Origin of the sequence: Pseudomonas sp. MTM4 (assembly GCF_019355055.1) — a bacterium.
GTDB lineage: Bacteria > Pseudomonadota > Gammaproteobacteria > Pseudomonadales > Pseudomonadaceae > Stutzerimonas.
This window is the reverse complement of record NZ_CP048411.1, coordinates 1146715-1170888: the sequence shown is the minus strand read 5'-3', so window position 1 is coordinate 1170888 and position 24174 is coordinate 1146715. Positions and strand designations below refer to the sequence as shown.

General features: G+C 60.9%; 27 protein-coding genes. 14 read left to right on the top strand and 13 right to left on the bottom strand.

The features are described from left to right. Positions 1-109 precede the first annotated feature (109 nt). Both GYM54_RS05255 and GYM54_RS05250 read left to right on the top strand, forming a co-directional pair. Positions 110-547, top strand: a complete 438-nt coding sequence (locus GYM54_RS05255; RefSeq protein WP_131650464.1) for a MarR family transcriptional regulator — start codon at positions 110-112, stop codon at positions 545-547. A 294-nt stretch (positions 548-841) separates the two neighbouring features. Continuing rightward, complete coding sequence (locus GYM54_RS05250) at positions 842-2776, top strand: FimV/HubP family polar landmark protein (RefSeq protein ID WP_181101395.1); 1935 nt, start codon at positions 842-844, stop codon at positions 2774-2776. A 22-nt stretch (positions 2777-2798) separates the two neighbouring features. Here the strand turns inward: GYM54_RS05250 and GYM54_RS05245 are convergent, their stop codons facing one another. After that, entirely contained in the window at positions 2799-4979 is a 2181-nt protein-coding gene (locus GYM54_RS05245) for a patatin-like phospholipase family protein (RefSeq protein ID WP_181101397.1), read from the bottom strand. A 73-nt stretch (positions 4980-5052) separates the two neighbouring features. On the opposite strand from GYM54_RS05245, the gene GYM54_RS05240 reads away from it, so the two are divergent. Further along, positions 5053-5337: a SelT/SelW/SelH family protein gene (locus GYM54_RS05240; RefSeq protein WP_131650467.1), complete on the top strand. Its 285-nt coding sequence runs from the start codon at positions 5053-5055 to the stop codon at positions 5335-5337. Positions 5338-5355: 18 nt separating this feature from the next. On the opposite strand, the gene GYM54_RS05235 is transcribed toward GYM54_RS05240, so the two are convergent. The 4 genes from GYM54_RS05235 to GYM54_RS05220 all read right to left on the bottom strand — a co-directional run bounded on the left by GYM54_RS05235 (position 5356) and on the right by GYM54_RS05220 (position 9091). Further along, positions 5356-6249: a DMT family transporter gene (locus GYM54_RS05235; RefSeq protein ID WP_197445745.1), complete on the bottom strand. Its 894-nt coding sequence runs from the start codon at positions 6247-6249 to the stop codon at positions 5356-5358. Positions 6250-6387: 138 nt separating this feature from the next. Beyond that, complete coding sequence (locus GYM54_RS05230; RefSeq protein ID WP_197445746.1) at positions 6388-7149, bottom strand: AraC family transcriptional regulator; 762 nt, start codon at positions 7147-7149, stop codon at positions 6388-6390. Positions 7150-7219: 70 nt separating this feature from the next. Further along, a complete protein-coding gene (locus tag GYM54_RS05225; protein ID WP_181101401.1) occupies positions 7220-8605 on the bottom strand; it encodes an adenylate/guanylate cyclase domain-containing protein in 1386 nt (461 codons plus the stop codon). Between the two features lie 168 nt (positions 8606-8773). After that, positions 8774-9091, bottom strand: a complete 318-nt coding sequence (locus tag GYM54_RS05220) for an Mpo1-like protein (protein WP_131650471.1) — start codon at positions 9089-9091, stop codon at positions 8774-8776. Between the two features lie 170 nt (positions 9092-9261). Here GYM54_RS05220 and GYM54_RS05215 point away from each other — a divergent pair, with 170 nt between their 5' ends. The 3 genes from GYM54_RS05215 (at position 9262) to GYM54_RS05205 (ending at position 11784) form a co-directional block, all read left to right on the top strand. Then, entirely contained in the window at positions 9262-10263 is a 1002-nt protein-coding gene (locus GYM54_RS05215) for an AraC family transcriptional regulator (RefSeq protein WP_181101512.1), read from the top strand. Between the two features lie 88 nt (positions 10264-10351). Further along, positions 10352-11278 carry a DUF808 domain-containing protein gene (locus tag GYM54_RS05210; protein WP_181101403.1) on the top strand — a complete coding sequence of 309 codons (927 nt, stop codon included), beginning with the start codon at positions 10352-10354 and terminating at the stop codon, positions 11276-11278. A gap of 65 nt (positions 11279-11343) precedes the next feature. Next, on the top strand, positions 11344-11784 hold the full coding sequence (locus GYM54_RS05205; RefSeq protein ID WP_131650473.1) for a nucleoside deaminase: 441 nt from the start codon (positions 11344-11346) through the stop codon (positions 11782-11784). Positions 11785-11790: 6 nt separating this feature from the next. On the opposite strand, the gene GYM54_RS05200 is transcribed toward GYM54_RS05205, so the two are convergent. Then, positions 11791-13245, bottom strand: coding sequence for a TrkH family potassium uptake protein (locus GYM54_RS05200; protein ID WP_181101405.1), 1455 nt, complete (start codon positions 13243-13245; stop codon positions 11791-11793). Positions 13246-13433: 188 nt separating this feature from the next. Between GYM54_RS05200 and GYM54_RS05195 the strand changes: the two genes are divergently transcribed. Beyond that, entirely contained in the window at positions 13434-13805 is a 372-nt protein-coding gene (locus GYM54_RS05195; protein WP_131650475.1) for a YkgJ family cysteine cluster protein, read from the top strand. A 130-nt stretch (positions 13806-13935) separates the two neighbouring features. Next, the gene (locus GYM54_RS05190) at positions 13936-14502 is read left to right on the top strand and encodes a nitroreductase family protein (protein WP_197445747.1); all 567 of its coding nucleotides are present in this window, start codon (positions 13936-13938) and stop codon (positions 14500-14502) included. 2 nt (positions 14503-14504) lie between these two features. Here GYM54_RS05190 and GYM54_RS05185 read toward each other — a convergent pair whose 3' ends face one another. From GYM54_RS05185 to GYM54_RS05165, 5 genes are all read right to left on the bottom strand, one after another. Beyond that, positions 14505-15854, bottom strand: coding sequence for a cell wall metabolism sensor histidine kinase WalK (locus GYM54_RS05185; protein WP_181101409.1), 1350 nt, complete (start codon positions 15852-15854; stop codon positions 14505-14507). 74 nt (positions 15855-15928) lie between these two features. Continuing rightward, positions 15929-16333, bottom strand: a complete 405-nt coding sequence (locus GYM54_RS05180) for a Spy/CpxP family protein refolding chaperone (RefSeq protein ID WP_181101513.1) — start codon at positions 16331-16333, stop codon at positions 15929-15931. A gap of 136 nt (positions 16334-16469) precedes the next feature. Next, entirely contained in the window at positions 16470-17147 is a 678-nt protein-coding gene (locus GYM54_RS05175; RefSeq protein ID WP_131650478.1) for a response regulator transcription factor, read from the bottom strand. An 18-nt stretch (positions 17148-17165) separates the two neighbouring features. Beyond that, positions 17166-17540 carry a hypothetical protein gene (locus GYM54_RS05170; RefSeq protein WP_181101412.1) on the bottom strand — a complete coding sequence of 125 codons (375 nt, stop codon included), beginning with the start codon at positions 17538-17540 and terminating at the stop codon, positions 17166-17168. 65 nt (positions 17541-17605) lie between these two features. Next, complete coding sequence (locus GYM54_RS05165) at positions 17606-17905, bottom strand: YciI family protein (protein WP_131650480.1); 300 nt, start codon at positions 17903-17905, stop codon at positions 17606-17608. Here GYM54_RS05165 and GYM54_RS05160 point away from each other — a divergent pair. The 6 genes from GYM54_RS05160 to scpB all read left to right on the top strand — a co-directional run bounded on the left by GYM54_RS05160 (position 17904) and on the right by scpB (position 22613). Then, positions 17904-18167, top strand: a complete 264-nt coding sequence (locus tag GYM54_RS05160) for a hypothetical protein (protein WP_131650481.1) — start codon at positions 17904-17906, stop codon at positions 18165-18167. The genes GYM54_RS05165 and GYM54_RS05160 overlap by 2 nt on opposite strands. 15 nt (positions 18168-18182) lie before the next feature. Beyond that, positions 18183-19049 (top strand): PHP domain-containing protein, encoded by an 867-nt coding sequence (locus tag GYM54_RS05155; RefSeq protein WP_131650482.1) that lies wholly within the window; start codon positions 18183-18185, stop codon positions 19047-19049. 13 nt (positions 19050-19062) lie between these two features. After that, positions 19063-19686: an L-threonylcarbamoyladenylate synthase gene (locus GYM54_RS05150; protein ID WP_131650483.1), complete on the top strand. Its 624-nt coding sequence runs from the start codon at positions 19063-19065 to the stop codon at positions 19684-19686. A 43-nt stretch (positions 19687-19729) separates the two neighbouring features. Next, on the top strand, positions 19730-20935 hold the full coding sequence (locus tag GYM54_RS05145; RefSeq protein ID WP_197445759.1) for a tryptophan--tRNA ligase: 1206 nt from the start codon (positions 19730-19732) through the stop codon (positions 20933-20935). A gap of 185 nt (positions 20936-21120) precedes the next feature. Further along, positions 21121-21819 carry a ScpA family protein gene (locus GYM54_RS05140; RefSeq protein WP_197445760.1) on the top strand — a complete coding sequence of 233 codons (699 nt, stop codon included), beginning with the start codon at positions 21121-21123 and terminating at the stop codon, positions 21817-21819. Positions 21820-21851: 32 nt separating this feature from the next. Continuing rightward, a complete protein-coding gene (gene scpB, locus GYM54_RS05135; RefSeq protein WP_197445748.1) occupies positions 21852-22613 on the top strand; it encodes an SMC-Scp complex subunit ScpB in 762 nt (253 codons plus the stop codon). 11 nt (positions 22614-22624) lie between these two features. Here the strand turns inward: scpB and GYM54_RS05130 are convergent, their stop codons facing one another. Together GYM54_RS05130 and gap are read right to left on the bottom strand one after the other, a co-directional pair. Continuing rightward, entirely contained in the window at positions 22625-23092 is a 468-nt protein-coding gene (locus tag GYM54_RS05130) for a methylglyoxal synthase (protein WP_197445749.1), read from the bottom strand. Positions 23093-23137: 45 nt separating this feature from the next. Further along, entirely contained in the window at positions 23138-24139 is a 1002-nt protein-coding gene (gene gap, locus GYM54_RS05125; RefSeq protein WP_181101420.1) for a type I glyceraldehyde-3-phosphate dehydrogenase, read from the bottom strand. Positions 24140-24174 lie beyond the last annotated feature (35 nt).

Here is a 24174-nt window from a genome sequence, read left to right as displayed (position 1 = left end):
GCAGGGGGGCTGTAATGCAGCGTTACGTTCTTGCACCGATGGTAGCCTTGCCAGCATTCCGATGCTGTGGTTAGCTCGCTAATAATTAGTTTTTGCAGGAATGCGCTCCATGTACCCTGACCAACACCGCTTCGCCATGCAGCTGGCGCAACTTTCGCGTGGCTGGCGCGCCGAGCTGGATCGGCGTTTAGCGGATCTTGGCCTGTCTCAGGCCCGATGGCTGGTTTTGTTGCATTTGGCCCGGTTTGATCATGACCCTACCCAGCGCGAGCTCGCGCAGAGCGTTGCGGTCGAGGGACCGACACTGGCCAGACTGCTGGACAGTCTGGAGGCGCAGGGGCTGGTGCACCGCAAACCAGCGCCGGACGATCGTCGGGCAAAACTCATTACACTTGGGGCTCCCGCACACCCGTTGATTCAGAAGATCGAGGCGATTTCTACTCAGGTGCGGGAGGAGCTCTTCAACGGCATCGATGAAGAGGACCTGCGCAAATGCCAGCAGGTGCACGAGCGCATCCTCGCCAATCTGGTTACGGTCAAGCGTTAACGACTCTCTCGACACACCCTTCCCGCTAATCTCAGCGGATTGCCGGTCCCGGTGCCATTCGCGTCGGTGGCCGCTGCGTTGGTTTAACACTCATTCCGATCATTCTTGGCACAAGGGTAGGGCGCCGTTTGTCTTGGCGCTAGGCTAGCATTTGCGAATGATGGCACAATGCCTTATCACGTTAGCTGACGAACTGCCTCAATTTTTCCCGTTTCCGTCGATAACCGCTTCACAGTTCAACGATCGAACAGTAGGCCAGCGTCCCTTGTGCGCTGAGTCATTGCCGGAGATGTTATGACGCTAGACCGTCGTGTCTTGTTATTCACTGCCTTATTGATCTATTCCGGCATGGCATCAGCGCTTGGAATGGGCGATATCAGGCTGCATTCCGCACTGAACCAGCCACTGAGCGCAGAGATCGATCTGCTCGACGTGGGCGAGTTGTCGGCTGAGGATATCCGTGTCGTGCTGGCCTCCAGCAGCGATTTCGCCCGCGTAGGGGTCGAGCGCCTGGCGTTCTTGCAGGACCTGAGCTTTACGCCAGTGATCGACGGAAACCGTAGCCGTATTCGCGTCGCATCCAGCCAACCCGTTCGTGAGCCTTACCTCAATTTTCTGGTGGAGATCACTCGCGCCAAAAGTCGGATGCTGCGCGAATACACGGTTCTGCTCGATCCGATGCCCAGTACGCTGGAGGCTGCCAGCAGCGTGGCGGTCGTCGTCCCGCAAGCCGCGGCTTCGCCGGTGCACGCCGAACCAGCGCATTCCGTGCTCCCCGCTGAACTACCGGGAGCGTCGCAGGGCAAGCGTCACCGGGTGTCAAGCGGCGAGAGTCTTTGGATGATTGCGAGCAAGTACGTCGGCGATGCGCAGGACGCCCAGTCGCAGTTCATGCGCGACGTCCTAGAGCTGAATCCGGAGGCCTTTGCCGGCGGTGATCCTGCGCGTCTTAGCACCGGTGCGTTCTTGTTGCTGCCAGATACGGCCGAAATGGTTGCGGCTGCGGATATCGCGCCTGCCGAGGCGGAGCTGGCGGTGGAAGCCGTCGCTCAGAATCCATCGACGTTCGAATCTCGAGGTACCGATCCGGTGCTGCCCGACGATAACGACGCGGTTTTGCGCCAGCAGTTGCTCGACGAGCTGGCAGCCGGGCGCGCGGAAAACCTGCAGCTCAAGCAGTTGCTGAACGATATGCGGCTTCAGCTCGAGGCGGTCAGCGCTCGACTGGCCGATCAGGAGAGTGCCCAGGCTGCTGCCTTGTTGCAGACTGAGCGGGCGGAGCCGGTAGCCGATGTCGCTCCTCAGACCGTCGCTGAGCCCATTACTGCCGAACAGGCCGCAGCCGAGCCTGTAGCGTCGTTCAGGTTGCAGGACTGGGCGCTGCCGGGTGGTGCGGTGCTGGCGTCGCTGCTGCTTGGTGGTCTCTGGTTCGCACGTCGCAACAAGCTGCAGGCCCTGTTGCCGCAAGCCGCGTCCGTGGTGGTTGCTCCAGCGGCTGTGCCCCCTGAAGTGTCCGCAGCTGCGGCGGAGATGCCGCTTCAGCCAGCACACGCCTCCGTCAGCGAAACCGAAGTGCTCGAAGCGGCGAATATTTACCTCACCTATGGCCGCCGCGATGAGGCGCTCGATGTGCTGTTGCGCGGAATCGAACGAGCACCCGAACAGCTGGATCTTCGCCTACGTCACCTGGGGCTTCTAGCGGAACTCGGTGATGTGGAAGAGTATGGCTCTGCCGCCGCGAGCTACCTGCAGGCCGGCGGCAGCCAGGCTCAACTGCAGCAGCTACTGGCGCAGCATCCTGCTTTGTCCGCGGTTGAGCCGGTGCCGTCGCCACCGGCTCTGGACGTCACTTTTGTGTTGAACGAGACATCGGTAGCGCCGTTGGATGATCTGGCGTCCGTACCCGCTGAGCAAAATCAAGCGATCGAGGCGAATCAGGTGCTCTCCATTGATTCGCAGTCCTGGCTGGATGCCTTCGACGAGACTGTTGCGCTCAGCAAGCTGCCGTCGCTCGTCGATGACGCCGGCAACCTCGCCTCAACGCCGTCAGCTGAGGAAATGCATGCGCTGATGGCGAATCCGGAGCATCTCGTTCGCCTCAATCAAGCCGTTGCCTATATCAAGCAGGGCGATATGGAAAGTGCCTGCATCATCCTCGAAAACCTGGCGACTGACGGCGACGAACACCAGCGGCGCCAGGTCAGCGAGTTGCTCGCGCAAATCGGCTGATCGAGTTCGGATGACGCGGTGATCAGAAACTGCGTCCCAGATTCATGTAAAGCGCGCGCTCGGATTCATCGTTCAGGCCGTAACTGAAGTTCAGCGGGCCGAGTGGGGTTTCGTAACCGATGAAGACGCTGCCGGCGTTGATATAGCCGCTGTCGAACTCGTTGTCGTTGTTCCAAGCGCGGCCGCGCTCCAGCGACGCGCCCAGGTACAGCGGAAAATCTAGCGGCAGAAACGAGCGCGGCGTCATGCGCCGAAAATAGATCATGCGTGCCAGGCTGATGTTCTGGCCGGACAGGGCATCCTGGCGGAACCCCGAAAGCTGCCGCGCGCCGCCGAGCAAGAAGCTCGATGTAACGATCTCCGCATCATCGAGCGTGCGCCCGTAGCGACCCCCAAATACCAGGGTGTCGAGGCCGAAGCTGACGGCTTTGTCGAGGTTGAATTCCCACTGCCGGTAGCGATCGTCGGAGCCGAGGCTGCGGTCGTACTGGCGCAATGTCAGCCCGATGTCTTCGCCTTCACGAGGAAAGTCGACGTTGTCCACCGTGTCGAAGGAATATTGCAGCTGGTAGTAGCCTTCCTCGAAGGTGAAGTCCGGCAGCTGCTGGTCGCCAACGCGAACATCCGCCTCGCCCCATGCCTGGCCAACGCCAAAGCGAATTTCGCCGTTATTGGCAATTTGTCGACCCAGGTTGAGACCATAGCCATAGCGCTGCAGGCGGTATTCGGCGATAGGGTCGTTGTCCATGATCGATTCGACGTTCTGCGTCTCGGCAAACAGGTTGGGCGCGACGAACCAGCGCGAACCCGCATCTAGCGGCTGATAGAACTCGCTGAACAGTTCCTGGCGATCCCCAAGCTGCAAACGTGTCAGCCATTCGGCCCCCAGTTCGTTGATGCCGTTCTTGCGATAGCTGGCGCCAATGTTGAAGGCGCTGTCGCCACGAAAATCATCCGAGAGGTTGATGCCCAAACGCAGATAATCGGTGCCGGAACGCTTTTCGCGAGCGCTGATGACCAGGGTGTTGCCTGGATTGTCATGGACCACGCGGTATTCGACCTGCTCGAAGTAATCCAGTCCGTACAGCGTGCCCATGTCCTTCTGCAGATCTTGCAGGTCCAACCGCTTGCCGACCTGTTGACGGATATGCCGACGTATCACCGCGTCGCCGACTTTAGAGTCGTTCTCGATCCGCACCGCTGTGATCAGCGGCGTGCGCGGTTCGGCCGAGCGTGCGAGGCTCAGCGCGAGATTGCCGCCGCTTTCGCTGCGCATGCCAGCCAGGCGGCCATCCAGCGCGCTGGCGGCGCGGTAGCCGGCATCGATCAACTGCCGCGCGCGACCGAAATCGGTGGACCCGAAGCCCGCCAGCATGGGTTGCACCAACAGGTCTTCCGAGCGCAGCGTTGCGAGCTGCGCTTCCGAGTTGCGCCGCGTCATCATGGTGATCGATTGGTTGAGCACATCGACAACGGTAAGCAACTCTTCGCGAGACTGCAGCGGTGAACCGATATCGACGACGATCAGCCGATCCACGCCCATGTCGCGGGCGACATCCATCGGGATGTTGTCGACCATGCCGCCATCGACGAGCAACCGACCTTCGATCTCGACCGGAGCGAACACCGCCGGGATCGACATGCTGGCGCGAATCGCCTGGGGCAGATGGCCGCTGCGGAAGATGACTTTCTTATCGTTGGCGATATCGGTTGCCACGGCGCGAAAGGGGATCGGCAAACGGTCGAAGTCTCGGGTGTCGCTGGTGTGTACCAGGAGACGCTCGAGCAGCAGGGCGAGGTTCTGGCCCTGGATGACGCCGAGCGGCAACCCGAGGCTGCCATCATCGCGGAAACTCAGTTTGCGCTTGACCAGAAAATCGCGGTCGTCCTGCTTGCGCCGGAAGGGCACATCCTGGCGGGGCGGATCGTCCGAAAGCACTTGTTGCCAGTCGAGACTGAGTGCCAGTTTCTCCAGCTCTTCAACGCTGTAACCCGCCGCATAAAGCCCGCCGATGACCGCCCCCATGCTGGTGCCGGCAATCGCGTCGATGCGCACGCCGTGCTCTTCCAGCGCTTTCAGAACGCCGATATGCGCCAACCCGCGTGCTGCGCCGCCGGAAAGCACTAAGCCGATTTTAGGTTGGGTATCGGCGAATCCGCTTAGCGGTATCAAGAGGATCAGCAGAAGCAGGAGGCGGGACATGGCAACACCGAAACGGGAGGTCTGCGAAAGGACCGTTATTATAGGCGTCCTCATCTGCCACCGAGCGCTTCTCATGTCCGCGACAAAGCCTGAAATCGTCATAACCTATTGCACGCAATGCCAGTGGTTGCTGCGTGCGGCCTGGCTGGCACAGGAGCTCTTGTCCACCTTCGCCGACGATCTGGGCAAGGTTTCGCTGGTGCCAGCCACCGGAGGCACCTTTCATATCAGCTGCGACGGCGTACAGATATGGGAGCGCAAGCTCGACGGCGGCTTCCCTGAGGCCAAGGTATTGAAGCAACGGGTGCGCGACCGTATCGATCCGCAGCGGGATTTGGGGCATAACGACCGTGGATAAGCGCCGAGCGGCACCAGGTCAGAGTCGACGAGGCGCTACGGATATTTCCGCGGGCGGCGCGGCCGGCGCTTTCAGGCGGCTGGAAATGACCGTGGCGAGGATGATTAGCGTGCCGCCGGCCAGCATGCGCAGTGTCGGTTGCTCATTGAACAACCACCACGCGAAAGCGATTCCGTAGACCGGTTCGAGGGCAAAAATCACAGCGGTGGTCCGTGCCTTCAGCACTTTGAGACTCGCCACGAACAGGCTGTGCGCCAGCCCCGTGCAGAATACGCCAAGTAGCGCCAGCCATAGCCAATCCAGCGCCGGGACGGTCGGCAGCGAAGTCCAGGAGAAGGGCAGCAGGCAGAGCAGGATGGTTCCGTTCTGCCAGAGCGCGGCCTGTACAGGATCGATGCCACGGGTGACAGCGCGGTTGAGCAGCGAGAGCAGCGCGAACATCAAGCCTGAAAGCACGCCGTAGAGCAGCCCGACGGTGCTTTCGCTGGCGAGATCGAAATCCGATGTGACCAGCAATAGCCCCAGGCAAACCAGGCCCACCATGGCGAACTCTATCGGTCGTGTTCGCTCGCGAAACAGCACGCCCTCCAGCAACACTGTAAACGCCGGAAAGCTGGCGAAGCCCAGCGTGGCGATGCCGACTCCAGCGATCTTCACCGCTATGAAGAAGGTGAGCCAGTGCCCACCCAGCAGCAAGCCGCCCAGCAACAGACCGCCCGCTTGACGCAAGCTCGGTCGATTACCGCCGGCACGCAATACACAGGCTGCGATTGATAAGGCGATGACGGCGAACATCGCCCGGCCAAAGGTGATCACCAGCGGCTGACTTTCGGCCAGCTTGCCGAAGACGCCGGAGAGGCCAAACATCAGCGCGCCGAAGTGAATGGCCAGCAGGGCGTTGCGATGCGTCATGGATGGCTGCTCGGGCAAGAAGGTCTGGCTGAATAAAAATGGCGGTCTTTCATGAGGCCTCGTGATGCTGGCGCTGTCGGAATCTTTATGCGTCAGCATGGTAAGGCCGGGGCGAGCGAGCGGTCTGTCGCGTCACTATCAGAAAGTATCGAGCGACTCGCGGCGTAGTGCCTTCGGGGTAGTTCCGAACGCGCGGTTGAGTGCGGCGGTGAAGGCGCTCTGCGAGGCATATCCGACCTGGGCAGCGATTTCACCCACCGCGAGCCGAGTGTTGACTAACAGTTCTCGGCCCCGCTCCAAGCGGCGGAATCGAACGAACTCCATGGGTGTCACGCCCGTCTCGCTGACGAAGCGCGCATGAAAGCGTGGGACGGAAAGACCAGCCAGACGCGCAAGATCTCGTACCTCCAGGGGATACGCTAAATGGCGATCGATATGGGCGTAGAGCGCTGCGAGGGGTAGCGGGCCATGCTGAACGACTGGCCCGCAACCGCTGGCGAGGCTGGCCAACAGAAGCGCGGCGCCTTGCTCCGCGATGATCGGGTCATTGATCGGACTGGCCGCCAACCAGCTGACTAGCTGGCTTTGCGCCGGGCTCAGATGCAGCGCGGCGGGCCGTTCCAGCAATCGCTGTCCGGGCTCGGAGTGATGTCCAAGCCGCTGCTGCAACCAGCCGTCGCCAGGAACGTCGAGTATCAGGCAATGGCTACCAGCCGCGCTGCCGCAGGCATGGCGGACATCTCTCGGCACCACGGCCAGCCGTTGCGGTTGGATACGGCTCCCGCGCCCGTTGATTTCGAAATCCAGCTGTCCACGCAGGCCGAACACCAGCTGGGTGTGCTGATGGCTATGGACGATCTGGTCGCTGTTGTAGTGGCGCAGGGAAAGGATAGGTGACATCGATAGCCTCGACTGTATCCAGTGAAGGGCGGCCCCGCGGTCTCGACCGCAACCACCGGCACCGTCGATGCTACATGATGATCTTGTCGCGCAGCTTGTCGGCGGCCTGGTTGAGGGCCTGAATCACACGTTCCTTATCGAAGTTCTGGACGCCATTGGTGTCCAGGTACATGGAAAAGCCCGGCAATTCATGTTCGACGAAGCTGTTGGTCGCACCGAGATCGCGGCGGAAATCCACTACCTGATAGATCTGCACGGGACGCGAGAAACCCTTGACGGCGATCTGCCCGTTGTCACGACACATGATTACGTCTTTGACCAGCGAATAGGTCTCGTGAGAGATCAGAATTTCTCCGGCTTCGGCCGAACTCTCCAATCGGCTGGCCAGGTTCACTTCGCGCCCGATGATGGTGTAGTCCATGCGGGTGTCGGCGCCGAAGTTGCCCACCGTGCAATAACCGGTGTTGATGCCCATGCGGATTTCCAGCGGCTTGGTAATGCCTTGAGCGCGCCACTGCTGGCGTAGCACTTTCATATGCTTGCGCATGGCGATGGCCATTGATACGGCGGCGACCGCATCTTTCTTTGCACCCTGGCTGGTGGGATCGCCGAAGAACACCATTACGCAGTCACCGACGAACTTGTCGATGGTGCCGCCGTACTTGAGTGTGATCTTCGACATCTCGTTGAGGTAGTTGTTGAGCAGGTCGGTGAGGGCTTCAGCCTCCAGTTCTTCGGAAAGCTCGGTGAATCCCTTGATATCCGAGAAAAAGACGGTGAGCTTCTTGCGCTGCGTTTCCAACCGTACGCTGCGCTTGCCGGAGAAGATCGACTCCCACACCTGAGGCGACAGGTACTTGGCCAGACTGCGGGCCAGGCGCGCAGCCTTGGCCTGTTCGGCTTCGATCTCCCTGCGCGCTTGCGCCAGGCGGACCCCTTGCTGGTGCACGTAATAAGCCGTGATGCACACGTACAGCGTGGTGAACAGAATGCTGACCGTCGCTACCAGAATGGTAGGCGTGCCACCGAAGCGCAGAGGTATCAGCAGGCTCGTCAATCCGAAACCGATGGCGACCATCAGAAGAGTCATCAGAAAATGGCGCAGGCTGCCGATCACCAGCGCGCTGAAACCCAGCGTCAGCAGGATCATCAGGCTCGGCACCAGAGCGCCTAGCAGCACAATTCCCGCGCCCGCATTCAACGCGTCGAGGCACAGAAGGGTCTGCGACGTTTGCTCGGGGTATTGGCGTTTGAAGCGATAGCTCAGGTGGTAAGCGAAGTGTGGATAGAGGAGGGTGAAGGGCACCATCCACAAAAGACCGACTGCAAACTGCTGGGTATAGACACCGGCGGCGAGGGTAGCAGCGCAAGCCAGATAGGCGAGAACCCGGGCGTAATACTCACGCAATGGGCGAGTCGCGAGGCCGTTACGCCGTTCACCGGTCACGGTTGACATTATGGTTGCTGTCCTTGAAAGATGCCGGCGCTCTAGCAGGCGCTATTGAGCTAGCGCATCGACGGCGCTGGCCCGGCGATCATAACCAAGTCGCCACCATTGCGCCAAACAGCCTGTCCAATCCGTGACGGGCGGCAGTTGTTGATCGGGTCTGAGCCGGGCGCCGTATCAGAATCGAATCTTGCCAGTGAGCATGTCCTTAAGCATCACCCAGTCGCCAAGAAAGCTGTAGAGCGGGTACTGAAACGTCGCCGGTCGGTTTTTCTCGAATATGAAATGCCCGATCCAGGCGAACCCATAACCGGCCACCGGCATTGCCAGCAGCCATAGCCATTGCTGACTGAGCAACGCGTAGGCAAGAATCGCCAGCACCAACAGGCTGCCCACATAGTGCAGGCGTCGGCAAGTTCGGTTGTTGTGTTCGGCTAGGTAGAACGGATAAAAATCGGCAAAGCGGGTAAAGCGTTCGGCGGTTTGCGTGCTCATGCCGCACCTCCTGTCATTGTGGTCGTCGCAGTGTAGATCGCTGTAGCTTCTCGGCCACTGGCTATGAGTGCCAGCTTAGTACCCTTGTGTGCCGCGAGTCGGCGGTTGAAACCGCCCGGCATCGTTCGCATAGCAAATTTCATTGCAGGCCAGGTCGGGACAATCGCTTGATCACGGAACGTACCACTTCATCAAACTGGGCTCTTAGTATCGTCCAGGCTCTGGAACTGGATAGCGTCGATTGCCGCGCGCTATTCGCTGAGCTGGACCTGGACTATGCGGCTCTGAGCGATGCGGATGCCCGCTTCGCCCAGGACGGTATGACCCGACTCTGGCAGCGCGCGGTTGAGGTGACTGGCAATCCGGCGATCGGCCTCAATCTGGCGAAGGTGATGCGCCCCGGCGCGATGCACGTGGTCGGCTACGCGCTGATGTCCAGTAGCACCCTGAAGGAAAGCATCCTGCGTCTGGTGCGCTATCAGCGGATCATTGCCGAAGGCGCAGATCTGCGCTTCTTCCCGACCGAAAGGGGCCACATGCTGACGCTGGCGATTCACGGCGACCAATTGCCGCCGGCACGGCAAAGTGCAGAAGGGTCTCTGGCGAGCATGCTTGCGTTCTGTCGTTGGCTTACAGGCAAGCCGTTGATACCCGTGGAAGTGTATTTTCGGGGGCCGCCGCCTCAGGCCATCGAGCCCTATCGCGACGTCTTTCATGCGCCGTTGCGCTTCGACGCCGGCTGTTATGGGCTGCTGATGCGCCACGAGGACCTGGACATTGCGTTGCCGACAGCCAATGCCGAACTCGCGCAATTGCATGACCGTTTCGCCGGCGAATACCTGGCGCGATTCACTGACAGTCGGGTAACTCATCAGGTACGCCAGGTTCTGTGCCGCCTGTTGCCTCAGGGCGAACCTCGACGTGAGGCCGTCGCGCAGTTGTTGCATCTGTCCGAGCGCACCTTGCAGCGGCGCTTGGGTAACGAAGGCACGAGCTTCCAACAGTTGCTGGACGACACACGACGGGTACTGGCTGAGCAATACCTCGCGCAGCCGGATCTGGCTCTACTGGAGATTGCCTATCTGCTGGGATTCGCCGATCCAAGCAACTTCTTTCGGGCGTTCAAGCGCTGGTTCGCCATGACGCCGGGTGAATACCGGGCGCAGCGTTAACCTCGTCGTACTGGAACTTGTGCGGCGAGGCGATGGCCTTAATTTTCAGACCTGCAAACGCCGCATGACTCCAAAGGATGCCTGAACATTGGCCAGTAGCCTGCTTGCTCTCATAGACGATATCGCGTCGGTTCTGGATGACGTTTCCGTCATGACGAAAATCGCCGCGAAGAAAACCGCCGGTGTGCTTGGCGACGACCTTGCGCTCAATGCTCAGCAGGTCACCGGCGTCAAAGCCGACCGCGAGTTGCCGGTCGTATGGGCGGTGGCCAAGGGGTCGATGCGCAACAAGCTCATCCTCGTACCGGCTGCGCTGTTGATCAGTGCATTCATCCCCTGGGCGATAACGCCTCTGCTGATGCTGGGAGGCGCGTTCCTCTGTTACGAAGGCTTCGAGAAGCTTGCGCACCGCTTTCTGCATCGGGACGACAATCATCATGCGCAGCAGATCGAGGCGTTGGCCAACCCGAGTGTCGACATGGTCGCCTTCGAGCGGGAAAAAATCAGCGGTGCGGTGCGCACCGACTTCATCCTCTCGGCCGAAATCATCGCCATTACCCTGGGTACGGTGGCAGCCGCGACCTTCACCGAGCAGGTGGCTGTACTCATAGGCATTGCGGCCATCATGACCGTCGGCGTGTACGGGCTGGTGGCCGGCATCGTGAAGCTGGACGATGCCGGGTTGGCGCTGAGCAAAAGAACCGGTGTCGCACAGGCAATCGGTCGGGGCATCCTGACGATGGCGCCGTGGTTGATGAAATCGTTGTCGGTGATTGGTACTGCAGCCATGTTCATGGTCGGTGGCGGCATCCTCACTCATGGCATCAAGGCGATCCATCATTTCATCGAGAACAGTGCCGAGCACACGGTAGCGCTGCCCTATATCGGTTCGGTACTGGCCGGACTGCTGCCGACGTTGTTGGATGCGGCCTTCGGCATCCTGGTCGGCGGGCTGGTATTCGTTGCGGTGACGTTCGGCGGCCGACTGTTCAAGGGGAAGGGCGACGCGGCCTGACCCGTAGATCAAGTGACTGGTGCGAGCTTGCGCCAGGTGAAGTCTTCAAGCACAGGAGCACATGAATGGACGCGTTCATGCAAGCGGCAATCGACGAAGCGAGAAAGGGTCTGGCCGAGGGCGGCATTCCCATCGGTTCGGTGATCGTCCATAAAGGACAAATCATAGGGCGCGGCCATAACCGCCGGGTTCAGCAGGGCAGTGCCGTATTGCACGGCGAGATGGATGCGTTCGAGAACGCTGGACGACAAGCGGCGAGCGTCTATGCCGAATCGATCCTCTACACCACGCTTTCGCCTTGCTCGATGTGTAGCGGGGCGATCCTGCTGTACGGCATCCCGAAAGTCATCATCGGCGAGAACCAGACCTTCATCGGGGAGGAGTTGCTGTTGCGCGGTCGCGGCGTCGAGGTCCAGGTGTTGCAGGACGAAAGCTGCGTCGAGATGATGCGCAACTTCATCGCCACCAGTCCTGAGCTGTGGAACGAGGACATCGGCGAGACGTGATGTGTCTTAGTGGCGCCAGAACGATGGAGTCAACATGACCAGTACGGTGATGATTTCCAGACGACCGAGCAGCATTCCGGCCGACAGCAGCCACTTGGCGGCGTCCGGTAAGGTCGAGAAGTTGCCGGCCGGACCGATGATAGGTCCTAGACCTGGCCCTACGTTACAGACGGCGGTTGCCGCTGCGGTGAGCGCCGTCAACATGTCCAGGCCGAGCAGGGCGAGTGCCAGAGCCAGAGCGCCGATGGTGATGGTGAAGAAGAACGAGAACGTCAGGATCGATCGGACGATTTCCTCGTCCAGGGTGTGCCTGTTGTACTGCTGCCGGATGACGGCTCGAGGGTGCACGAGCTGCGCCAGGTTGGCGCGTAGCAAGGAGTAGGCAACCTGGAACCTGAAGATCTTCAGGCCACCGGAAGTCGATCCCGAGCAGCCGCCGATGAAGGTCAGATAGAAGAACGCCAACACCGCGAAGTCGCCCCATAGCGTGTAATCGCCTAGCGCGAATCCGGTGGTCGTGACTACCGAAACCACGTTCAGCGAGACGATGCGAAGTGCCTCGAAGAACGGGTAGTGGGAATTGAGCGTCAGCCAGATCGCGAAAGCCAGGCACATGATCAGCAAAATGCCGACGAAGCCTTGCACTTGTTGGTCCCGAACCAGGGCGTAGCGGTTTCCGCGTATGGTCGAGACCATCAGGATGAAGGGTAGCCCCCCTAATATCATGAAGAGCACGGCTACCCAGTGCGCTGCGGGCGTGAACTTGGCCATGGAGCTATCGGACGTGGAATAGCCGCCGGTGGCGATGGTGGTCATCGAATGGTTGATGGCTTCGAACGGTGTCATCCCGCTTAGCCAATAGGCGATGCCGCAAAGCAAGGTGAGCGCGAGATAGACGATCAGAATCCACTTGACCATGACGTGCGAGCGCGGCATCGCCTTTTGCGACGACCAGTCGGAGGATTCGGTCTGGAACAACCGCATGCCGCCGATTCGCAGCAGCGGAAGAATCGCCACCGCCATGCCGATGAAGCCGATGCCGCCGAGCCATTGCAGCATGGAGCGCCACATCAGCAGGCCGGGTGAAGCCGAATCCAGCCCCGAGATTACGGTCGCGCCTGTAGTCGTAATGCCTGACATCGTTTCGAAGAACGCGTCGGTATAGCTCATGTGCTGGATCAGCATCATGGGCAGCGCGGCGAAACAGCAGACCACCAGCCAGCTGACCGTGGTGAGAAAGTACATGTCGCGCGGGCGCATCTGAGCCGATGTAGGGCGGCCGGGGGCGATCAGCCCGATGCCGGAGCCAAAGGTGATGAGACTGGCCCAGAGAAACGCCTGGAGATCGTCGGTACGATCGAACGCCAACAGCGTGATCATCGGAACGACCATGCTGATTGCAAGTGTGATCAGGAAAATGCCGAGAATGAAACCGATGATGCGCAGGGTCGGCAGGGCCATGTGTGATGCTGCTCGGCTCGAAAACAGACCCGCCATTCTACGCGGCTTACGTCGCCAGTAAACCGACTATCGGCCAGCTGATAAATCTTTCGCGGCGCGCCCTCTGAGGCTCTTCCCAAGTCCGTTGCGATGAATAGAATAGCTGCCCGGGCGCCGGCCCTTTCCCGGTTTCTGGGTGTTCACCTTCCATGTCAATCGACAATCCCTGCCTTACGTGTGGCGCCTGCTGCGCGCATTTTCGTGTGTCTTTCTTCTGGGGCGAGTGCACTTCGTCCGGCGGTACCGTTCCCGATGGGGCGACGGTGCAGGTCAGCCCGTTTCTCGTTGCGATGCGCGGCACTGAATCCAGGCCCGCGCGGTGCGTCGGGTTGCTGGGCGATGTCGGTTGTGGGGTGCGCTGCACGATGTATGAGCAACGCTCGAGCACCTGCCGCGAATTCGAGGCGTCCTGGGCTGATGGTCAGCACAACGCCCTTTGCGACGCGGCACGGGCAGCCCATGGCCTGCCTCCGCTGACGCCGCCGCTGGAGCCACATCTGTCGCCCGATCGCGTGGCCTGACGCTAACGCGATCACAGCCGAACGATCGTACATTCGGCTGTTTCCACACCGTCACGGCAATACGACAACGCGGCTCGCAGCGAAACGGAAACAGCCTCTAGAATGTCCGACTCTTTTTTGGAGATGATCAATGGATGCTCTCGACCTGCTGCTCAACCGTGTTTCCGTTACGCGACTCGTCGATCCGGCGCCGACCGATGCCCAGCTGGATCTGCTTTTCCGTGCCGCGCTACGTGCTCCGGATCATGGCCAGCTTCGCCCGTGGCGTTTCCTGACCATTCAAGGAGAGGCGCGCGAGCGCCTGGGTGAGCTGTACGCCGAGGCGCTTGGCTTGCGCCAGCCGGACGCCGCCGACGAGGTGTTACGTAAGGCGCGCAAGATGCCGCTCCGGGCGCCTATGGTAGTGGTGGTCGTTGCCCGAATTTTGCCTCATCCGAAGGTGCCCGACACCGAACAGGTGCTTGCGGTCGGCTGCGCGGCGCACGGTATGTTGCTGGCGGCGCACGCACAGGGGTTGGGGGCCGTCTGGCGTACGGGCGAGTTCTCCTATGATCGGCATGTGTCCCGAGAACTGGGGCTGGCCGCCGATGAGCAGGTGCTTGGTTTCATTTATCTGGGAATGCCGGACGGCAGTACACGAACGCCGCCCGAGCTGGATCCGCGAGATTTCGTCAGCCAATGGAGCGGGGCGAAATAGCCTCAATCAGGACGCGGCAGCTTCGGGCCGGGCGAGTTCAGCGGTAGCTTCAGGCTGGCGATGAAACCGCCCTCGGGGTGATTGTCCAGCAGTAGCTCGCCACCATGCCGTTCGGCGGCGCGGCGGGCAATTGCCAAGCCCAGCCCGTGGCCGGCGGTGGTCTGTCCCGGAGCACGGAAGAACGGTTCGCTCAAGCGCGCCAGATGGGCCTCATCCACTCCTGGGCCATGATCGCGAACGCTCAGCATCAGGCAGTCGCCTTCGGTTCGGGCGCGTAATTCGATCGGTGAACCCTCTGGATTGAAGCGCAGCGCATTGCGCAGCAGATTGTCCAGCGCACGTTCAAGCATGTTCGGCCAGCCGTGCGGCACGATTTCGGTTTCCAGGCAGGTTTCGATGCGCTGGGCTGGCGACACGATGCGTGCGTTTTCTTCCAGCTGTTCGAATATCAACGGCAGATCGATGGCTGACGCCGCGCCCGGTTCGGCGTCCAATCGTGCCAGTTCGAGAATTTCGCTGATCAGCGCTTCCAGCCGATCGCATTCCTTGGCCAGCCGCGGCCAGATGGCTTCACGTTCCGCCGGGGTTGCCCGTTCAGCGAGCGCCAGGGCGATGCGCAGGCGTGCGAGCGGCGAACGCAATTCATGGGAGACGTCACGCAGAAGCTGTCGCTGGCTGCCGATCAGGCTCTGCAGCCGAGCGCCCATGCGGTTGAAGTCCTTGGCCAGCACGCCAAGTTCATCGCGCCGTGTGGCCAGGCGGGCCAGCGAGTTCTGTTGGTAAGCGGTCTGCCCGAGATCATGCACGGCGCTGCGCAGGCGATCGAGTGGACGGGTGATGGACAGCGTGAGCAGCAGGCTGAAGCCGGTCAGCACGACCAGCGCGATGGCTATCGCGCTCAACGGCCAGAACAGACTGCCACGGTGCCAGGCCTGTAGTTCCGAGTTGGGAATGCGGTAGATGAATAGATAAGTTTCGCCACTGAGCGGGCTGGTGTAGTCGGCTGTCAGCCGCCGCCAGGGCAGGCGTCCCGAGCGGTTTTCCTGACGGGCTTCGAACGCCGCGGCACGGGCCGGAAAGGTCCCACGAATGACCGGCTGGCCGTTCTCGGCCAGCACCTGCACATCGATATGAAAGCGTTGCCGATGGCGCTCAAGGAAAAATTGAGCGGGAAGGGCTCCCTGACGTTCGTAGACCTTCGTCCATAGCTCCGCCAGTCCCTGCACGCCCGGATGCCGATTGACGATCCAGGTGTCCTGATTCAGCGCATGGCCCAGCAGCATGGCGAGGCCCGCTACCAGCGCGATGGCCAGCCAGAATGTTGCAAGGATGCGCCAGAACAGTGATCGCACCGGTCAATCTCCACGACGAAGCCCGGCTGGCGGCTAATAACGCGCGAGCCGGGCGGGTTGGTTTCAGCTAAGGGTCAGCTATTCTTTTCGCGCTCGGCTTTCCACTGCTTGAACTCGGCGCGTTCGGCACGCTTGGCTTCCATCTTCTCGTGCATTTCATCGAACTGTTTCTGCTGCTCTGGCTTGAGCAGGCTGCGGATTTGCTTGTGCGTATTCTCTTTGCTGGTCTTCAGTTCGTCCTGCATGGCTTTGCGCTCGGCTTCAGGCAGTTTGTCGAGGTAGCGCTGGGTGATCTCGCGATGGTTCTTCATCTGTTGACCCATCAGCTCGCGCATTTCCCGCTTCTGCTCCTTGGTTAGGTCCAGCTGTTCGAAGGGGGCGTGCTTGCCGCCGTGGTGGCGATGGTTGCCGTCGGGCATCGCCAGGGCAATGGTGGGCAGGGTGGAGGCGAAAAGCACGGCAATCAGAGTCTTGCGCATCATGAGGTCTCTCCTGGGTAAGGGAACCGATCTCCGCAGAGCGCTTGTGCTCGTTCGGGCTTCGACCGGATGAGCTCAGTCTAGGGCGCGCTAGGTCAAGAGCGGTCAGGCCAGGGTAAAGGCTCGGTAAAGCCAATCAGGAAGCGTAAAGGTAACCGCGGCTGCGCAACGCGACGATCCGTGGACGTCCGTCGGGGTGAGGGCCGAGTTTGCGACGCAGATTACTGACGTGCATGTCGAGGCTGCGGTCGTACAGGGTCAGTTTGCGGCCAAGGGCAAGTTGCGCCAGCGCTTGTTTGTCCAGAGGCTCGCCGGGTTGGCTGAGCAGCGCTTCGAGGATCCGACCCTCGGACAGTGTCAGCGTCACTTCATGCTCGCCGACATTGGCGATGCCTCGGGCGGGGCTGTAACAAAGGTCGCCCAGTTCCAGCTGGGTCGGCGCGCTCGCCGGCTGAGTGCGGCGCAGCACGGCGCGTAGCCGGGCGGTGAGTTCGCGCGGATCGCATGGTTTGGCCAGATAGTCGTCGGCGCCCAGTTCCAGCCCAAGGATGCGATCCAGCGGCTCGCCGCGGCCCGAGAGCATCAGCACCGGCAGATCGCGGTGTTCACTGCGCAATTGCTTGAGCAATTCAAGGCCGCTGCCGTCGGGCAGCATCACATCGAGCACCACCGCTGCGGGCGGGTGTTCGGCCAGCGCGGCACGGGCGCTTTGGCCATCATGGCAGGCGCGGGCGACGAATCCCTCTTGGGCCAGCCAACTCACGAGCAGCTCGCAGAGCTCCTCGTCGTCATCTATCAGCAGCAGTTCGCTCATGCTTCGTTCGTATCCACTTCAATTGAGCCATTGCCGACGGCGACGACCCCGGGTGGTCAGGACGCCAAGCAGGAAGCCCAGCACGCCGACGCCTCCGCCAACGGCGAACCATTGTTGCTGGTCGTTCAGCCAGCGTTTCTGCTGTGGCTGCCCGTGCTGCAGTTGCAGGCGCAGTTGCTGGTTTTCTCGGCGCAGTTGCGCCAGTTGCGCCCGTTCGGCATCGGTTATGCCCGGACCATTGCTCGGTTCGTTGCGTTGAAGTTCGTTCTCGGACAGGCGTTGCTCCAGTCCGGCTTGCCTTGCGGCGGTTGGATCGGGCGAACCTTCATCGGCATGCACACATGATATGGCGAAACTCAGGGCCAGCAGCAGGGACGGCAAACCTTGGCGCATCGGAACTCCTTTTCTTCAACGGGCCGCGGAAATCCTGCGGCTGACGGATATTGCGACCGATTGGCTCAGGGAAATACTTGCTTGAAAGGCTTGACCACTACGTCGCCATAGACGCCGGCGGCCTTATACGGATCGGCGGCGGCCCATTCTTGGGCGGCTTGCAGAGATTCGAATTCGGCGACCACCAGGCTTCCGCTGAAGCCGGCAGCGCCTGGGTCATTGCTGTCGATTGCAGGATGCGGGCCGGCCAGGACCATACGACCTTCGGCTTTCAGCTGTTCGAGACGCGCCAAGTGAGCCGGGCGCGAAGCCAGACGATTTTCCAGCGAGCCGGGTACATCGGTAGCGATGATGGCGTAAAGCATGTTGACTCCTATTGTTCAGGTTCGGGAAGTGGCGGACCGGATAGACCACCTGCAGCGCAGGCAAGGCCCGGGGCATGACCTCGACGATTTGTTTCTCGGAGCGAGCCAGAAGCGGCAAGTGACCGGCATAATAACAAACCGCGCTTTTGGCGAAACGCTGTCCGCAGGTCATTTCCTGGACGCGGCGCAAGCTTTTGCCAAACTCGATAACGGCACGAGCACCGACCATGGCGGTCAGAACCAAAGAGCCGCCAAGCCCTAAGAGAAAAGGTCCCGAATGATTGTTGATCTGCATTGCCACAGTACCGCGTCAGATGGCGCGCTGGCGCCTGCTGCGCTGGTGGAGCGGGCACATGCACGCGGTATCGAGCTGCTCGCGCTGACCGACCACGACACATTGGAAGGCCTCGATGCTGCTCGGGCCATGGCCGATTCGCTGGGCGTTCGGCTGGTCAATGGCATCGAGCTTTCGTGTCTGTGGAGCGGTGCGACCATTCATGTGCTCGGCTACGCCTTTCGCCGGGACGCGGTCGCGTTGCAGCAGGCCATTGCGCAATTGCATAGCGGTCGTTGGCAGCGCGCGGAACTCATCGCCCAGCGCCTGGAAGCGAAAGGTATGCCGGGAGCGATGGAAGGCGCACGCGCCGTCCAGCAGGAACTGGGCGATAGCGATAACGCCCCGGCGCGTCCTCATTTCGCTGAATACCTGGTACGCGCTGGCCATGTACGTGACCGCGCCGAAGCGTTCCGCAAGTGGCTGGGGTCCGGCAAGCTCGGCGACGTCAAACAGCACTGGCCGAGCCTCGAGCAAACCGTAATGACGTTGCGTGACGCCGGAGCCTGGATCAGTCTGGCGCATCCCTGGCAATACGACTTCACTCGTAGCAAGCGTCGACGTCTGGTGAGCGAGTTCGCCCAAGCTGGTGGCCATGCGCTGGAAGTCGTCAACGGCATGCAGCCGCTCGAGCAGGTTGGTGGGTTGTCGATACTCGCTCGTGAATTCGGCTTGATGGCCAGCATCGGCAGTGATTTCCATGCGCCCGGCGACTGGTCGGAGCTGGGGCTGTATCGAACTTTGCCGGAAGATCTGCAACCGCTTTGGAGGCATTTCGATCATGGACCAGGCGAATCTGTTGCCAGCTGAGCACGGAGTATTCATGAGCCAGTTCTTTCAGATACATCCCGAAAATCCTCAAGTCCGGCTGATCAAGCAGGCCGTGGAAATCATTCGCGGCGGCGGGGTGGTGATCTATCCCACCGACTCGTCCTACGCCATCGGCTGTTCGATGGGCAACAAGGCCGGGATCGAGCGAATTCGCCGCTTGCGACAGCTGGATGACAAGCACAATTTCACGCTGGTCTGTCGCGATCTCTCCCAGCTCGGGTTGTTCGCCAAGGTGGACACGTCGGCTTTCCGCCTCTTGAAGACGCACCTTCCCGGACCCTATACCATCATTCTCAGCGCGACGCGTGAGGTGCCGCGTATGCTGCTGCACCCCAAGCGTCGCACCATTGGGCTGCGGGTCCCCGCGCAGCCGATCGCTCAGGCGCTGCTCGCTGAGCTGGGTGAGCCACTGATGAGCGTCAGTCTCATTCTGCCTGGGGAGACCGAGCCGATGAGTGATCCTTATGAAATGCGTGATGCGCTGGAGCATCAGGTAGACCTGATCATCGACGGCGGTTACGGTGGCATCGAAGCTTCAACGGTGATCAGTCTGGTAGATGGCGATCCAGAAGTGCTGCGTGTCGGTTGCGGCGATCCCGCACCCTTTATCGTCTGACCCGCTTTTTTCGAAATTTACGAAGGAAACCCTTTTGAGTTCCATGGAATCGCAGCGACGTGTGGTGTCCGGTATGCGGCCCAGCGGCCGTCTTCATCTCGGTCATTACCACGGCGTGCTGAAGAATTGGGTAAGGATGCAGCATGAGTATCAGTGTTTCTTCTGCATCGTCGACTGGCATGCCCTGACCACCGACCACGCGGCGGGTAGCGATATCGCGCGCAATGTGCAGGAGATGGCGATCGATTGGCTGGCGGCGGGCGTCAGTCCAAGCTCGGCGACCATGTTCATTCAGTCCCAAGTAGTCGAGCACGCCGAGTTGCATCTGCTCTTGTCGATGATCTGCCCGTTGCCTTGGCTGGAGCGCATACCCTCCTACAAGGAGCAGCAGCTCGATTCGCAGCAAAAGGATATCGATACGTACGGCTTCCTCGGTTACCCGCTGCTCCAGGCTGCAGACATTCTTGCGTACCGCGCCGGAGTCGTGCCGGTGGGGGCGGACCAGCTGCCGCATATCGAATTCGCTCGTGAGGTCGCGCGGCGCTTCAATCACCTCTACGGCAGCGAAGAAGATTTCGAGGTAAAAGCTGAAGCGGCGATTCGCAAACTCGGTAAAAAGAGCTCCAAACTCTACGCCAGCCTGCGCAGGAGTTATCAGGAGCAGGGCGATCTCGATGCACTGAACACCGCCCGTGCGCTGCTCAAAGACCAGCAGACCATCACCATCGGTGACCAGGAGCGTCTGTTTGGATATCTGGAGGGGAGCGGCCGACTGTTGTTGCCCGAGCCCCAGGCGTTATTGAGCGATTCCCCCAAGCTGTCGGGCCTGGACGGCGGCAAGATGGCCAAATCGGCCAGTAATTCCATCTTCCTGCGTGACACGCCTGCCGAGATCGAAGAAAAGATCAAGCGCATGCCTACCGACCCGGCACGGGTACATCGTCACGATCCCGGTGAGCCGACGCGTTGCCCGGTGTGGTCGATGCATCTTTCGCATTCGGCGGAGGATGTCTGTCAGTGGGCCGAACAGGGCTGCCGCAGTGCGGGTATTGGCTGCCTGGAGTGCAAGGCACCGCTGATAGAAGCGATCAAACTCGAGCTGGCGCCGCTGCAGGAGAGGGCTCAGGACTACGAGCAGAATCCGGATCTGGTGCGAAGCATCCTTGCCGAGGGCGCCGAGCAGGCCCGCGATGAAGCCCGCGAAACCTTGGTGGTCGTGCGTCAGGCAATGGGTCTGAATTACCGCTAGAGCACAACAGGACGGCCGGCATAAGCTTGCGCCGCTTCCGATGTCGTACATTTCATGGAGAGAGCATGCAGGACCCCCAGGCCGAGGTTGCGATCGATCCGCCCGGCGAGCAGCTGCGGCTGGCGCTTGTCTACGGCGAGGCTTTCAACGACCTGCCGCAGGACCTCTACATTCCGCCGGATGCGCTGGAGGTTTTTCTCGAGGCGTTCGAAGGGCCGCTGGATTTGCTGCTTTACCTGATACGCAAGCAGAACATCGACATCCTCGATATCCCGGTGGCGGAAATCACCCGCCAGTACATGGGCTACGTCGAGCTGATGAAAGCCGTGAGGCTGGAACTGGCGGCTGAGTATCTGGTGATGGCGGCGATGCTGGCTGAGATCAAGTCACGCATGCTGCTGCCGCGTTCGGCCGAGGTCGAGGAGGACGAGCTCGACCCGCGTGCCGAGCTGATACGCCGCTTGCAGGAGTACGAGCGCTTCAAGTCTGCTTCGGAGGATATCGACGAGCTACCGCGAGTTGGCCGCGAGCTGCACGTGCCGCGGCTGGATGCGCCGGACGCACGGGCGCGCAAACTGTTGCCCGAGGTCAGTCTGGAGGAACTGCTGATTTCCATGGCCGAGGTGCTGCGTCGTGCCGATATGTTCGAAAGCCATCAGGTAACGCGCGAGACGCTGTCGACTCGCGAGCGCATGAGCGATGTACTAGAGCGCCTCAAGGGCGGGGTATTCGTGCCTTTCGTCGCGTTGTTCACACTAGACGAAGGCCGGCTCGGCGTGGTGGTGACGTTCATGGCCGTGCTTGAGCTGGTCAAGGAGTCGCTGGTTGAGTTGGTGCAGAATGAACCCTTCGCACCCATTCACGTTCGGGCTCGGGTCGAATAATGTCGCGCACGGATGAGTCGAGGTAATTCAGGTTGAATCTTTCCGATCCCAAGGATCTCGCTTCGCTGCTCGAAGCTTTCCTGCTGGCTTCCGGCAAGCCGATGTCCATCGAGCGGATGTCCGAGCTGTTCGATGAAGCCGAACGCCCGTCGCCATCATTGCTGCGCAAGGCGCTGGGCGTGCTGGAGAAATCCTGCAAGGACCGTGCTTTCGAACTCAAGGAAGTCGCCAGTGGCTATCGCCTTCAGGTCCGCGAGCGTTTTTCGCCCTGGGTGGGTCGGCTCTGGGAAGAGCGGCCGCAGCGCTATTCGCGCGCGCTGCTGGAAACGCTGGTGTTGATTGCTTATCGCCAGCCAATCACGCGTGGCGAGATCGAAGACGTTCGTGGCGTCGCGGTCAACAGCCAGATCGTGAAGACGCTGCTGGAACGCGAATGGGTGCGCGTGGTTGGTCATCGCGACGTGCCGGGGCGGCCGGCGATGTTCGCTACTACCAGGCAGTTTCTCGACCACTTCAATCTGAAGAGCCTCGATGAGCTGCCGCCGTTAGCGGTGCTGCGCGAAATGGAACCCGCCCCGCTGCCGGTCGATGTCGAGGAAGCGCCCGTGCCTGATGCGTTGCAGGCGCGCGCCGATCTGGAGCTGCAAGCTGAAGCGCCGCGCGAGCAGACCAGCTTCCGCAGCCTGCTGGCAGAGCTCGACAGCATGGAGACTGGCCTAAAGACGGACTTCGACGACCTGCGCGACGCTGCCGAAGTCGATGAAGATCAGCGCATTCCAGACGACAATCTGTAGGCTTGATGAGCCTATAACTGGCGCCCTGCCAGGTAGCTGCTGTAGTCCGGAATCCTCAGGCTGTGGGCCTGATTGAGCAGCGGGCTGGAGAGCAGATAGTCGGCACTGCTCTCGTTGGCCGCCAGCGGAATGTTCCACACCGCGGCGACCCGCAGCAGCGCTTTGACGTCCGGGTCGTGCGGCTGCGGCTCGAAGGGATCCCAGAAGAACACCAGTACATCGATTCGTCGTTCAGCAATGCGCGCGCCGATCTGCTGGTCACCGCCTAGCGGACCGCTGATCATGCACTCCACCGGCAGGCCCAGGCGCTGCCCGAGCAGCAGTCCGGTGGTGCCGGTCGCGAGCAACTCGTGCTTCGCCAGCTGCTCTTTCTGCCGCTTCGCCCAGTCCAGCAAGCGCTCCTTGCAGTGGTCGTGCGCGACCAGCGCAATGCGCTTGCGGGCGGGCAGTGTCGCGGTGACGAAATCGATGCGATTCATTTTCTTCTCTGGTCTACCGAGTCGATGCTGAGATCTGGTCGCTGATCATGCTGCTTCGTAGAGCGCGCGGCAGGTGTCCAGCATCCGGTTGGAGAATCCCCATTCGTTGTCGTACCAGGCCATCACTTTCAGCAGGCGTCCGCTAACCTTGGTGTGGTTGGTGTCGAAGATGGAGGACATCGGGTTGTGGTTGAAGTCGCAGGAAACCAGCGGCAGCGAATTACAGGCCAGTATTGGCGAGCGCTGACTGGCGTCCAGCATCAGTGCGTTGACCTCGTCCACGCTGGTTTCGCGGCTGAGCTCCAGGGTCAGGTCCACCAGCGAGACATTGATCACCGGCACACGTACGGCCATGCCGGTCAGCTTGCCTGCCAGTTCCGGCAGCACCAGGCCAACGGCTTCGGCGGCGCCGGTCTTGGTTGGAATCATCGACTGCGTAGCCGACCGCGCACGGTAGGGGTCGCTGTGGTAAACGTCGGACAGATTCTGGTCGTTGGTATAGGCATGGATGGTGGTCATCAGGCCATGCTCGATGCCCAGCTCCCGTGACAGCACCTGGGCGACCGGAGCCAGGCAGTTGGTGGTGCACGACGCGTTGGAAATGATCTGGTGCGACTGACGCAGAATGTCATGGTTGACGCCATAGACGATGGTGGCATCGGCGCCGGAGGCCGGAGCGGAAATGATGACCTTGGCGGCGCCGGCTTCGAGGTGAGCGCTTGCCTTTTCGCGAGAGGTGAAGAGACCGGTACACTCGAACACCACATCGACCCTGTGCTGGCGCCAGGGAAGCTCGGCCGGGTTACGGATCGCGGACACGGCAATCGGATCGCCATTGACCACCAGACGATCTTCGCCGACCTCGATTTTTGCGTCGAAATGGCCGTGAACGCTGTCGTACTGCAAAAGGTGGGCATTCATCGCCGAGCTGCCGAGGTCATTGATCGCCACGACCTGCATATGTTCGCGGTAGCTCGAGCTGTAAAGAGCGCGAAGAACATTGCGTCCGATACGACCGAAGCCGTTGATGGCGATGCGAATAGTCATAAATGGGTCCTGATGGGAATTTGTTGTGGGAATGA